At 69.8% G+C, this 12,821-nt stretch carries 7 protein-coding genes; 3 read left to right on the forward strand and 4 right to left on the reverse strand.

The features are described from left to right. Positions 1-245: 245 nt before the first annotated feature. The 3 genes from mgtE (at position 246) to FZ025_RS03070 (ending at position 4,652) form a co-directional block, all read left to right on the forward strand. A complete protein-coding gene (gene mgtE, locus FZ025_RS03060; RefSeq protein WP_046977447.1) occupies positions 246-1,604 on the forward strand; it encodes a magnesium transporter in 1,359 nt (452 codons plus the stop codon). A gap of 246 nt (positions 1,605-1,850) precedes the next feature. Next, the gene (locus FZ025_RS03065) at positions 1,851-2,684 is read left to right on the forward strand and encodes a carboxylesterase family protein (protein WP_046977446.1); all 834 of its coding nucleotides are present in this window, start codon (positions 1,851-1,853) and stop codon (positions 2,682-2,684) included. 699 nt (positions 2,685-3,383) lie between these two features. Continuing rightward, complete coding sequence (locus FZ025_RS03070) at positions 3,384-4,652, forward strand: arsenic transporter (protein WP_046977444.1); 1,269 nt, start codon at positions 3,384-3,386, stop codon at positions 4,650-4,652. A gap of 37 nt (positions 4,653-4,689) precedes the next feature. Here the strand turns inward: FZ025_RS03070 and FZ025_RS03075 are convergent, their stop codons facing one another. The 4 genes from FZ025_RS03075 to FZ025_RS03090 form a co-directional block, all read right to left on the reverse strand. Continuing rightward, a complete protein-coding gene (locus FZ025_RS03075) occupies positions 4,690-6,072 on the reverse strand; it encodes an amino acid permease (RefSeq protein WP_046977443.1) in 1,383 nt (460 codons plus the stop codon). Between the two features lie 285 nt (positions 6,073-6,357). Further along, on the reverse strand, positions 6,358-8,595 hold the full coding sequence (locus tag FZ025_RS03080) for a methyl-accepting chemotaxis protein (RefSeq protein WP_046977442.1): 2,238 nt from the start codon (positions 8,593-8,595) through the stop codon (positions 6,358-6,360). A 501-nt stretch (positions 8,596-9,096) separates the two neighbouring features. Next, complete coding sequence (locus FZ025_RS03085; protein ID WP_046977440.1) at positions 9,097-10,161, reverse strand: pectate lyase family protein; 1,065 nt, start codon at positions 10,159-10,161, stop codon at positions 9,097-9,099. A 590-nt stretch (positions 10,162-10,751) separates the two neighbouring features. Further along, positions 10,752-12,761, reverse strand: a complete 2,010-nt coding sequence (locus FZ025_RS03090; RefSeq protein WP_046977439.1) for a M1 family metallopeptidase — start codon at positions 12,759-12,761, stop codon at positions 10,752-10,754. Positions 12,762-12,821 lie beyond the last annotated feature (60 nt).

The following is a 12,821-nucleotide window of genomic DNA, read 5'->3' on the forward strand; positions in this document are numbered from 1 at the left end:
TGCGGGCCGCGGTATCCGCGGCCAAGCGGCTTGATGAAAAAATCGCCAACCCTCTCAGCAGAAACCGCAAAGCCCCTGCAGCCCCTCCCACAGAAAAGCCCACGCAAGTCGCGCGCTCGCGCAAACTCCCAATCCCCAATCCCCGCCCGCTGTGCTTCCCGCAACATGCAAGCGATAATGTCGCGATGAACATCTGACCGACCGCGAGCCTTCGGCGCGCGGCCTTCCCCTTTCAGGAGCAGCGCATGGCCGATGCCGTCCGCCACGACAAGACCGCGCGGCAGCTGCGTTTGCTGTCCGATGCGCTGGACAGCGGGCGCCTGGGCCCGGTACGGCGGCTGGTCAATACGCTGGCACCGGCCGAGATCGGCAACCTGCTCGAGTCGCTGCCGCCCGGCAAGCGCGTGGTGGTGTGGGGCCTGGTGGATCCGGAAGACGACGGCGAAGTGCTGCTGCACGTCGGCGAGGAAGTGCGCGAAAGCCTGCTCGCGGACATGGACCCGGACGAGATCATCGCCGCGGTCGAAGACCTGGACATCGACGACCTGGCCAATCTGGTCGAGGATCTGCCCGACACGGTCATCGACGAAGTGCTCAAGTCGATGGACCGCGAGAACCGCGAGCGCCTGGAGCAGGTGCTGTCCTATCCCGAGGACAGCGCCGGGCGCCTGATGAACCCGGACGTGGTCACCGTGCGCGCCGACGTCAACGTCGACGTGGTGCTGCGCTACCTGCGCCTGCGCGGCGAACTGCCGGACCACACCGATCACCTGTTCGTGGTCAGCCGCCGTCATCAGTACCTGGGCCGGGTGTCGCTGGCCGCGCTGGTCACCCACGAGGATTCCACCCCGATCAACCGACTGATCGACGACGAGCAGCCGGCCATCGACGTGGGCGAAGGCGCCGACGAGGTCGCCCGGCAGTTCTCCGACCACGACTGGATCTCCGCGCCGGTGGTGGACGACAACAACATCCTGCTCGGCCGCATCACCATCGACGACGTGGTCGACATCATCCGCGACCAGGCCGAACACCAGGCGATGAGCGCCGCCGGCCTGGACGAGGACGAGGACATGTTCAGCCCGGTGCGGCGCGCGTTCCGGCGCCGCCTGCTGTGGCTGACCATCAACCTCGGCACCGCGTTCATCGCCTCCAGCGTGGTCAGCCAGTTCGAGGGCACCATCTCCAGGCTGGTGGCGCTGGCCGCGCTGATGCCGATCGTGGCCGGCATGGGCGGCAACGCCGGCACCCAGGTGCTGGCGCTGATGGTGCGCGGCCTGGCGCTGGGCCAGATCGGCGCCTCCAACTTCGCCGTGCTGCTGCGCAAGGAACTGGCGGTGGCGCTGATCAACGGCCTGGCGCTGGGCATCGGTCTGGGCCTGATCGTGCTGGCCTGGTTCAAGCAGCCGCTGCTGTCGCTGGTGATCGGCTCGGCGCTGACCATCAACCTGCTCACCGCCGCGCTCGGCGGCGTGCTGGTGCCGCTGACGCTCAAGCGCCTGGGCTTCGATCCGGCGCTGGCCGGCGGGGTGATCCTGACCACCCTGACCGACGTGATGGGCTTCCTCAGCTTCCTCGGCCTGGCCACGCTGGTGCTGCTGTAGCGCCAGGCGGGTGTCGTCCGCCTTGCCGAGTGGGCCGCTGCATCGCACTGGCGCGCACATGTATCGGCTTTCCAGCGCCTGCCTGGCGCACGCCCGCGCGAGCACGGCGCCGAGTCGCCCGGGCAGGCAGGACGGCGCTTGCGCAACGCCTGACTGGCGCATGTCCGGCACCCGCTTGCGGCGCACGCTGCTCTGTCGCGCAGACCCCGGGAGGCCGATACTGGTTCCTACCGCCGAGGGCCGCCCATGTCGATGCGTTCGTTGCTGATGCTGCTGTGCCTGTCGATGGTCGGTTGCAGCAGCCTGCCCAGCGACCCGGCCAGCGGCCATTTCGTGTCCCGCCAGCTGACCGTGGACGGCCGCCTGTACCGCTACCAGGTGTTCGTGCCGGCGCCGCCGCAGCGCCAGGGGCCGCTGCCGGTGGTGCTGTTCCTGCACGGCTCCGGCGAGCGCGGCAGCGACGGCAAGCAGCAGGCCGATGCCGGCGTGGGTCCGTACCTGCGCCGCCACCTGGGCGACTTCCCGGCGCTGGTGGTGATGCCGCAGGTGCCGGACGATCAGGAATGGAACGGGGTCAACGCGACGATGGCGCTGCAGGCGCTGGACGCGGCCAGCGCGGAATTCGGCGGCGATCCGCAGCGCACCTATCTGACCGGCATGTCGATGGGCGGCTACGGCACCTGGGAAATCGCGCTGCAGCAGCCGCAGCGCTTCGCCGCGCTGGTACCGGTGTGCGGCGCGATCCTGTCCCCGCACGAGGACCGCGAATACCTGGTGGTGACCCCGGTGGCGGAGCTGCCCGACCCCTACACGGCGCTGGCCGAACGCCTGCAGCAGATCCCGGTGTGGATGTTCCACGGCGCCGAGGACGACGTGGTGCTGCCGCACGACGACCGCAAGATCTATCGCGCCTTCAAGAACCTGGATGCCGACGTGCGCTACACCGAATACCCCGAAGGCAACCACAACGCCTGGGACGCCACCTACCGCGATCCGGAGATGTGGCAATGGCTGTTCGCGCAGAAGCGCGGCGCCGACACGGCCGACGCGGCGCCGGAAACGGCGGCCGGCGGCAGCTGAGCCGGCATTGCGGACCGGCGCGTTTTTCAGCGCTTTACAACCTGCAGGAGCGGCTTCAGTCGCGACCGAAGCCGCTCCACAGATGGCAGCGTCCGGACCGCCAATGCGCCTGGCCCTGCCGACACCAAGCCAGGCGAACACAGGCCGGCGACAGTGGCCGGCCGCTGCGCGCACGCGCGGCGGCGCGGCATCCACGCGCGCGGCAAGAACCGCGGACAGTCCGCGCGCGCTCCTTCCCGCGCCGCCCATGGCAACCGACCCCGCCTTCGCACACGCCGACGTCCTCGCGCGGCTGCAACGCCTGGACGCGAGCGCCGCCGGCCTCGCCGCAGCCGACGCGTAGCGCCGGGTCGGGACCGGGGACCGGGGACCGGGGACCAGGGACCGGCAGGAGCATGCCGGATCGAGCATCGCATGCGATGTGCCGTCACGACGCATCGACTGCCCTTGCTGCCGCTGTCCCGGGTTCCTGGTCCCCGGTCCCGGCTTCACCACCCCCTCCCCGCTGAACGAGCACGCCACAGTCCAAGCCGACAGCGACCGGCTTGCTATCCTTGCCGGCCCCTCTGTCCCGCCGACGCACGCGCCGATCGCCGCCATGCCCGTCCCTCCCCACGCGTACGTCACGGACCGCACCACCGCCCCGATCAGCCGTCACCGATACAGCGTGCACACGCCCTGCCCCGCTGCAGCGGCGGCATGCGCATGCTGAGCGGACACGCGGCGAATCTCGCCACCTGGAGCGTCTGCGCACTGGCCACCGCCGGGGTGATCGCGCGGCCGTTCAAGCTGCCCGAGGCGCTGTGGGCGGTAGGCGGCGCGGTGCTGTTGATGGTCCTCGGCCTGATGCCCGGCGCCGAAGCCTGGCACGCGGTGCTGAAGGGCTACGACGTCTACCTGTTCCTGATCGGAATGCTGCTGCTGTCGGAAACCGCGCGCGCCGAAGGCCTGTTCGACTGGGTGGCGATGCATGCAGTGAACCTGGCCAAGGGCTCGCCGCGGCGCCTGTTCGCGCTGGTGTTCGGGGTCGGCATCGTGGTCACCGCGTTCCTGTCCAACGACGCCACCGCGGTGGTGCTGACCCCGGCGGTGTACGCGGCCGCGCGCAAGGCCGGGGCCAAGCCGCTGCCGCTGCTGTTCGCCTGCGCGCTGATCGCCAACGCCGCCAGCTTCGTACTGCCGATCTCCAATCCCGCCAACCTGGTGCTGTACGGCGGCACGATGCCGACGCTGGGCGCGTGGATGGCCGCGTTCGCGCTGCCGTCGCTGCTGGCGATCGGCGTGACCTTCGGCATGCTGTACTGGGCCGAGCGCAAGGACCTGACCGGGCGCTGCGCCGAACGCGTGGACACGGTGCCGCTGAGCCGCGGCGGCGCGGTCGCGCTGGCCGGCATCCTCGCCACCGCGGCGCTGCTGGTCGGCGTCTCCGCGCTGGGCCGGGAGCTGGGTCTGCCCACCTGCCTGGCCGGCCTGGCCACGCTGGCCGCGGTGTGCATCGGCGGCCGGCAATCGCCACTGCCGCTGGCCCGGGCGGTGTCGTGGGCGGTGCTGCCGCTGGTGGCCGGGCTGTTCGTGCTGGTCGCGGCGCTGGCGCGCACCGGGGTCATCGCCTGGCTCGCGCAGGCGCTGTCCGACTCCGCGGCGCAGTCGCCGCTGGCCAGCGCCGGCGCGGCCGGCACGCTGCTGGCGTTCGCCTCCAATTTGATGAACAACCTGCCGGCCGGATTGATCGCCAGCACCACCATCGCCCAGGCGCATCCGCCGCAACTGGTGGTCGATGCCTTGCTGATCGGCGTGGACCTGGGGCCGAACCTGTCGATCACCGGCTCGCTGGCCACCATCCTGTGGCTGAGCGCGATCCGCCGCGAAGGCGAGGACGTGGGTTTCTGGCGCTTCCTGAAAGTCGGCGCGCTGGTGATGCCGCCGGCGCTGCTGGGCGCGCTGGGCGCGCGCTTGCTGCTGGGTTGAGCGGCCCGGCTTCTCTGTAGGAGCGCGGCGCCCTACCCTACCTGCGCAGCCGCCGCGCCACGCCGCTGATCAGCGCGATCGCCGCGGTCAGCGCGGCCATCGACAGGAACTGCACGCGGGTATCGGCCGAGGCCACCAGCAGGCCGAAGATCAGCGCCAGGATCGCCAGCGCCAGCACGGTCAGCAGCGGATAGCCGCGCATGCGGAACGGCAGCCGGGTGCCGGCGCGGTCGGCGCGCGCACGCAGGATCAGCTGCGACAGCAGCGAGATCGTCCACACCAGCAGGCAGGTCGCGCCGACGATGTTCAGCAGCGCCGGCAGCACCCGATTCGGATACAGCAGTTCCAGCACCGCGGCGACGAAGCCGAACAGCACGCTCGCCAGCACCGCCGGCAGCGGCACCTGCTGCGCGCTGGTGAAGGCCAGCGCGCGCGGCGCCTCGCCGCGCTGCGCCAGCGAGAAGATCATCCGCGAAGCGCCGTACAGATTGGCGTTGAGCGCCGACAGCAGCGCGATCACCGCGATCAGGGTGATGCCGGTGGCGGCGCCGGGGATCCTGGCCGCCTGCAGCACCGCGGCGAACGGCGAACTCAGCGCCTCGCTCTGCCACGGCACCACCGCGATGATCACGCTCAGCGAGCCGATGTAGAACACCAGGATGCGCCAGGCCACGGTGCGGATTGCGCGCGCGATGCTGCGCTCCGGGTCGGCGGTCTCGGCCGCCGCCACCGCCACGATCTCGGTGCCGCCGAAGGCGAACACCACCACCAGCAGCGCCGCGCCGATGCCGGTGATGCCCTTGGGCGCGAAACCGCCGTTGCCGGTGACGTTGGACCACCCCGGCGCGGCCACGTTCGGCAGCCAGCCGGCCAGCAGCGCCACGCCGACCAGGATGAAGGCGCCGATCGCCACCACCTTGAGGATCGCGAACCAGAATTCGAACTCGCCGAAATTGCGCACGCCCAGCAGGTTGATCGCGGTGAAGGCGGCCATGAACACCACCGCGACCAGCGGCACCGGCAACGCCGGCCAGACCGTGGCCAGCAGCCCGGCCGCGCCCACCGCCTCGGCGGCGATCACGATCACCAGCTGCAGCCACCACAACCACCCCACCGTCGCCCCGGCGGTGGCGCCCATCGCATCGGCCGCATACACCGAGAACGCGCCGCTGGCCGGCTTGGCCGCGGCCATCTCGCCCAGCGCGTTCATCACGATGATCACCAGCGCGCCGGCGACCAGATAGGAGATCAGCACCGCCGGCCCCGCCGCGTGCACGCCCACGCCGGAACCCAGGAACAGGCCGGCGCCGATCGCGCTGCCCAGTCCCATCATGATCAGTTGCCGCGGCTTCAGCGCATGGCGCAAGGCAGGCGCGGTAGACGTGGCGGCGGGACCGGGAGGCATGGACGGATGCGGCATCGGGCTGGTCGATTGGCAGGAATCGCGACACGATACCGCGTCGCGACGGCGCCGTGCTCGCCTGGGCGCGCCATCCGATCCTGCGCAGGGCGTGCCGGGTGTGGCCGGCCGCCAGCCGGCGATCCCGCCGATCGGCGGCGGGACGCATCGCCGCATCGGCACCAAGCGCGTGGCGCAGCGCCCGATCCGGTGGCTGGACCGCCCCGTCCAATCTGCCAGGCCGCTGTCGCGCGCCCGAAGCTTGCACACCCGACATCCGTCGCGGCCGGCACGGGGACTCGCCGCTCAGAACTCCTGCCAGTCCTTGTCGGTCGCCAGCGCGACGGAGCGCAGGCGACGCGTCGCGGCCGGCACGGCGGCCGGACGGGCGGCATGCTTCGGCGTCGCGGCCGCCGCGACGAGCGACGGGCGCACTGGCGCTGCACGCTCTTCCAGCTTGAACAGCGCCACCGCCTGCGAAAGTTCGGTCGCCTGCTGCTCCATCGACCGCGCCGCGGCGCTGGCCTCTTCCACCAGGGCCGCATTCTGCTGGGTGCTCTCGTCCATCTGGGTCACGGTCTGGTTGACCTGCTCGATGCCGGCGTACTGCTCCTGCGAGGCGGCGGAGATCTCGCCCATGATGTCGGTGACGCGCTGCACCGAGGACACGATCTCGTGCATGGTCTTGCCGGCCTGGCCGACCAGCGCCGAGCCTGCGGCGACGCGGCCGACCGAGTCGTCGATCAGTTCCTTGATCTCCTTGGCCGCACTGGCCGAACGCTGCGCCAGGGTGCGCACTTCCGAGGCGACGACGGCGAAGCCGCGGCCCTGCTCGCCGGCGCGCGCCGCTTCCACCGCCGCATTCAAGGCCAGGATATTGGTCTGGAAGGCGATGCCGTCGATGACGCTGATGATGTCGGCGATCTTCTTCGAAGACGCCTCGATGCCGCTCATCGTGGTCACCACCTGGCCGACCACGTCGCCGCCTTCCGACGCCACCGACGCGGCACCGGCCGCGAGCTGGCTGGCCTGGCGCGCATGCTCGGCGTTCTGCTTGACGGTGGAGGTCAGTTCCTCCATCGAGGCGGCGGTTTCCTCCAGGCTCGCGGCCTGCTGTTCGGTGCGCCGCGACAGGTCGTCGTTGCCGGTCGCGATCTCGCTGGCCGCCGCGTTGATCGACACCGCCGAGTGCTTGATCCGGCCGACGATCTCGGCCAGCTGCTCGGCCGTGGCGTTGGCGTCGTCGCGCATCTGCGCGAACACGCCGCGGAACTCGCCGTGCATGCGTGCGGTCAGGTCGCCGGCGGCGATGGACTGCAGCAATGTCGACAAGGAGTGCAGATTGCCGTCGGCGGTGGTCATCAGCTGGTTGAGGCTCTCGACCATGACCCGGAAGTCGAACTGGAAGCGGTCGGCATCGCCGCGGGCGCTGAAGTCGCCGTTGGCGGCGGACTGCGCCAGCTGCCTGATCTGGCCGTTCATCGCCGCCAGATTGGCCTTCACTTCGTCCATGGTCTGGGTCAGCACCGCTTTTTCGCCGGGCAGACGGTCCATGTCCTGACTGAGGTCGCCGATCGCGTAGCGGCCCATGATCTGCGCGAGCTTCAGCTTGACTTCGATATGCGAGCCGACCAGCGCATTGGTTTCCGTGGCCATGCGGCCGTAGTCGCCGGGGAAGGCGGCCGCATCGATGCGATAGCTGATCTGGCCCGCGTCGTGGCGCTTGGCCATGTCCAGCTGCGCGGCGATCAGGCTGCGCAGTTGCTGCTGCATGCCGTGCATCGCGCTCAGCAGGCGGCCGGTCTCGTCCTTGGCCCGGGTCTGCACGTCGTTGTCCAGGTTGCCTCGCGCGATCGCCTCGGCAGCGCGCGTGGCGCGGCTCAGCGGCAAGGTCAGGCTGCGGGTGATCAGCCATGCCAGCAGGCTGCTGACCAGGATCACCGCGACGCCGCCGGCGATCAGCAGGGCGCGGCCACGGTCCATTGCCGCATTGGCAGTGGCATAGGCCGCCGCACCGCGCCGGCGCTGGCGCTCCGCATATGCGTTGATCGCCTCCTGCCACTTCTGGGTGGCCGGTCCGGCCTGCTTCATCAGCACCTCGAGCGCCTCGTCGGGCTTGTAGTTCATGCCCAGATCCAGCACCTGCCGGTTGGCGGCTCGCGCCTGCTGGTAGCCGAGATCGATCTGGCTGCGCATCTGCGCGCCGGTGCTGTCGGAGACCGGGATCCTGTAGAGCTTGTCGTGGATTTCGTCGTAGAACTGGCGCTGCTGCTCGACGACCTTGGCGAACTGGATGTTTTCCTCTTGCGTGGTCGGCAGGACGATGTTGCGCAGGTTGACCGCGATGATCAAACTCGCCTTCCCCATCTCGCCCGTGTAGTCGAGGATGGTCATATTGCGCTTGACGATGGTGTCCATCCGTTCGCGCGCCTGGGCCAGGGTCACCAACCCGGCGACGACGAGTCCGCAGGAAAGCAGAATGAGCACGCCGAACGCCGCGGAGAGCCGCGTGCCGACGTTGTAGCGCTGAAGGAATTCGATCATGGAGGTGCCTGCTAGGGGGAATGGGATGAAAGTGCGCCACGGTCTGGACCGATGCGGAACCGGGCACGAAATGCAACAGGCCGCGAAGGCCGGTCGGCGGCAGGCCGAATGTTTCAAGCGCGCGGCCCGCTGCGCACGACGCCAGCGCCGATGCTTGGGCGATGTAACGGCCGCCAGCGCGGATTCTTGATGCGCAATTGCGCATATTTTATTGAACGTCATCACACACGTGAGCGGCGCGTGGAGGCGGGCCGGCGACGCGGCCGCGACGCGCCCGGATCGATGAAATCCACGTGAAATACGCCTGGCAAGCGCGACGGGACGATAGCGCCGTACGCAGCGGCGGGTCGTTGCGACCCGCATGCCGCTCGGACCCGGACGCAAACCGACCAGGCGATGCAGCGCGCGTCAGTACACGCGCCGCTCGCCTCGCATGCGCGGTGCGCACGCGCAAGGACGGCCGGGGCGCCACCCCGGCTCGCGCCGGGGCGGCCGCACGGCCTACTCGGCCAGGTTGGTTCCCGCTCCGGCGGTGGCGATGACCTTGGCCTTGACCTGCGCGGCCGGGATCGCGGTGTACAGATAGCCCAGCGGCTGCGGGAACGCCTTCGACGAGATCCAGGCGGTGGCGTTGGCGTAGGGCTTGCTGGTGCTGTCCGGCACGCTCCAGGTAATGCCGCCGCCGACGTAGTTGTCGATCAGATCCCAGTAGCCGATCGCGCTGCTGTCGCGCGAGGTCACCGGGTTGTTCGCGTTCTCGAAGTAGTTGGCCTCGATCAGCGCCACCCCGCCCATGCGCACGTTGATGCCGGAGGTGAGCACGTTGTTGAAGTAGTTGTTGTAGATGTGGCTCAGCCCGCGGCGTTGCAGCGGCAGCCGCGATTCCACGTTCTCGAAGCGGTTGTGGTGATAGGTGGTGCGCGCGGCGGCGTTCTTGCTGTCGTTGTCGCTGTAGCCGTTGAGCGCGACCTTCTGGTAGTCGTGCACGTAGTTGTACGACACGGTGACGTGGTGGACGCCCTTCTTGATGTCGATGCCGCCGTCGAAGGAGGCGTCGCCGGCGCCGGAGCACTTGGCCAGCGAGGCGAACACGGTGTTGTGATCGACCCAGATAGTGGACGGCTCGCCGCTGGAATTGCCCTCCAGCGAGATCGAGTCGGCGTCCTCGCCGCCAGGCAGCAGGCCGATGGTCATGTTGCGGATGACGATGTTGTGCGCATTGCCCACCACCCACAGGCCGAAGTTCGCCGACGAGCCGTTGCCGCCCTCGATGGTGATGTTGCGCTTGTTCTTGATCTGCACCGTCTTGGCCGGCAATTGCCACTGCGCGCAGACGTTGCCGATGCTGGCGAAGTCGAATTGGCCGGTGTAGTCCAGCACCAGGCCGCCGCTGCCGGAATAGTTGTCGATCGTGGTCTGCATCGCCTCCATCGTGGCGACGTTGATCGCAGTCGCGGTGCCGCCGCCGGTGGCGGCGGCACCGTAGCCGACCGGGCCGGCGACGGCCGGCGATACGCAGAAAACCAGGGCAAGCGCGAGCACGCCCTTGAGCGGCTGGATGTTCATCAGACTCTCCCATCTTGCAGCGACAAGCGCCGGGCGCCCTGCGCGAAATGCGATGGGCGATGGCACGGGGCGTGGGGGCCAGGCGCAGTCTTCGCCTGGCGCAGGGCCGGCGCAATCGCTCGAATCGGGAAGCTAGATCCGCACCGACGATCGATCCGCAAGACATGCGAAACAGACACGAACGGACACAGGGAGACAGACAACGACAGCCGAAGACAGGCGCCGATGGCGCGCAGGCGCAGGCGTCGGCAGCGCGCCGGAAAACGGCGCAGACCGGTGCAGCGCCGTCATCGGCGCGGCGCGCGGCGATGCATGCGGCGCGCGGCGGCAGCATGGCAGGGACAATCGCGCGGCATTGCGCCCGTGCTGCGCCTGCAGACGATGTTGCGCTTGCAGCATGGGGACGGCGCAGGCAATGCCGGCCGCCGCGTGCGGCCGCGGCGCGCGCCTGGCGATCGGCACAGGCACGGCGGCATTGGACGAAACAGTGGTCGCCACGGCGCCGGCCATGGCCGGCAAGATCCTTCCCCGTGCATCGCACGCATGCGCACGCGGCGCGGCGCCGCCACGCGCCGCCGATCGTGCGCGGCTCAGCTCACTGCATCGACCTGGTTGTCGCTGCGGTCGGCATCGGGCAGGCGGTGGTCCGGGTCCAGGATCACATGCAGCACCTTCTGTGTGCTCGGCACGCGGATCTGCGGCTGGGTCTGCTGGATCCAGGTCTCCACCGGCACGCGCTGGTCGAGGTGGCTGCCGTCGGCGAAGTCGATGCGCAAGGTCGCCGGCATCACCAGCTTCTGCCTGCTCTGCAAGGTCACCAGCAGGCCCTTGGCCGGGTCGTGCTCGACATAGCTGGCCGCGCGCACGCCCATGTCCAGCTGCCAGTTGTTGAGGTACCAGCCGCGCCACCACCACGCCAGGTCTTCGCCGGACTCGCTTTCCATCAGCCGGAAGAAATCCGACGGGGTCGGATGCTTGTACGCCCAGCTGGCGATGTACTTGCGGAACGCCGGGTCGAAGCGCGCCGGGCCGAGAATCTGTTCGCGCAGCAGCACCAGGCCCAGCGCGCCCTTGAAGTAGGTCAGCGGATGCCGGTAGGTCTCGCTGGTGGCGTCGGCGCGGTCGAGCAGGGTCGGCGCCTGCGCATCGGCCAGCAGCGGCAGGATCTCGTCGACCGGATTGCCGCCCTTCGGCGCGTACTCGCTGTCGCGCTTGGGCGCGAATTCGCCGTGGTTGACCGCATCGGAGGCGTAGACGTCGATGAAGGTGTTGAAGCCTTCGTCCATGAACGCGTAGCGGCGTTCGTTGGAGCCGACGATCATCGGGAACCAGCCGTGGCCCAGTTCGTGCGCGGTGATCCAGAACAGGTCCTTGCCGCCGTCGTGCATGTCGTCGAAGACGATGCCCGGATATTCCATGCCGGCGCCGTGGCCGCCGAGGTTCACCGCCGCCGGCCACGGATACGGATACCACTGCGAGAAATGCTCGATCGACGCCTTGACGAACTCGGTGGAGCGGTCCCACTTGTCGGCGCCGACGCCTTCGCGCGGATACACCGACATCGCCAGCGCGTGCTTGCCGTCGGGCAGGTTGATGCGCGCGGCGTCCCAGACGAACGCCGGCGAGGCGGCGAAGGCGACGTCGCGGGTATGCGCCATATGGAAGCGCCAGGTCTGGGTGCCGCTGGCGGTGGGCCGGCTGGCCGGATCGCCGATTTCGGCGGCGCTGCGGATCGCCACGGTGCGGTCGCTGGCCGCGGCCTGGGCCAGGCGCTGGCGCTGCGTGGCGGTCAGCACCTGCGCCGGGTTGACCAGTTCGCCGGACCCGGCGACCAGGTAGTTCCACGGCACCGTCACCGCGTAGTCGAAGTCGCCGTATTCCAGGTAGAACTCCGCGCCGAGGTAGGGCTGCGTGTCCCAGCCGCGCTGGTCGTCGTACACCGCCATGCGCGGATACCACTGCGCGATCTCGTAGATGTCGCCGTCGCCGGTCGGGGTGACCGCGGTGCGCCCGCCCCAGGTGCCGGGCACCGTGTAGGCGTAGTCGATATGCAGCGTCAGCGCCTTGCCGGCGCCGGCCAGCGGCTGCGGCAGGTCCACGCGCATGCGCGTGTCGTCCACCAGAAACCTGGCCGGCACGCGCTTGCCGCCCTGCTCCACTTCCACCTTGGCGATGCGGTAGCCGTCGCTGGACGGCGCCGGCGGACGCTCCTCGCGCGCCGGGCGCACGCCGCGGGCGCGCGCGTCGGCGCGGTAGATGTTCTGGTCCAGCTGCAGCCACAGCACGTCCAGCGTGTCCGGGCTGCGGTTGCTGTAGGTGATGGTTTCCTGGCCGCTGAGCGTGCGCGTGGCCGGATCGATGGTCGCATGCAGGTCGTAGTCGGCGCGGTTCTGCCAGTACAGCGGCCCGGGCACGCCGCCGCCGCTGCGGTAGGCGCTGGCCGGCTGCGGCAATTGCAGTGGCGCGAACAGGGCCAGTGGGTCGTAGCCGCTGGCCGCAGCGGGCGCGGTGGTAGTCGGCGCAGCGGCGTTGGCCTGGGCGACGACGAGAAGCGAGGCGCAAGCCGCGGCGAAGCCGGCGCGGCGCAGGGTGTGGATCATGTGGGCGTCCGTGGGGAGGATCGCCGCCGATGGTAGGCCGAAACGGCGTGGCGTGGATGT

It is taken from the genome of Xanthomonas hyacinthi, assembly GCF_009769165.1.
Classification (GTDB): domain Bacteria; phylum Pseudomonadota; class Gammaproteobacteria; order Xanthomonadales; family Xanthomonadaceae; genus Xanthomonas_A; species Xanthomonas_A hyacinthi.

Excerpts from the sequence above, each read along its gene's own strand:
- FZ025_RS03085 (WP_046977440.1), bottom strand. The coding sequence starts at position 10,161 with ATGAACATCCAGCCGCTCAAGGGCGTGCTCGCGCTTGCCCTGGTTTTC.
- FZ025_RS03070 (WP_046977444.1), top strand. The coding sequence starts at position 3,384 with ATGCGCATGCTGAGCGGACACGCGGCGAATCTCGCCACCTGGAGCGTC.
- FZ025_RS03075 (WP_046977443.1), bottom strand. The coding sequence starts at position 6,072 with ATGCCGCATCCGTCCATGCCTCCCGGTCCCGCCGCCACGTCTACCGCG.
- FZ025_RS03065 (WP_046977446.1), top strand. The coding sequence starts at position 1,851 with ATGTCGATGCGTTCGTTGCTGATGCTGCTGTGCCTGTCGATGGTCGGT.
- mgtE (WP_046977447.1), top strand. The coding sequence starts at position 246 with ATGGCCGATGCCGTCCGCCACGACAAGACCGCGCGGCAGCTGCGTTTG.
- FZ025_RS03090 (WP_046977439.1), bottom strand. The coding sequence starts at position 12,761 with ATGATCCACACCCTGCGCCGCGCCGGCTTCGCCGCGGCTTGCGCCTCG.
- FZ025_RS03080 (WP_046977442.1), bottom strand. The coding sequence starts at position 8,595 with ATGATCGAATTCCTTCAGCGCTACAACGTCGGCACGCGGCTCTCCGCG.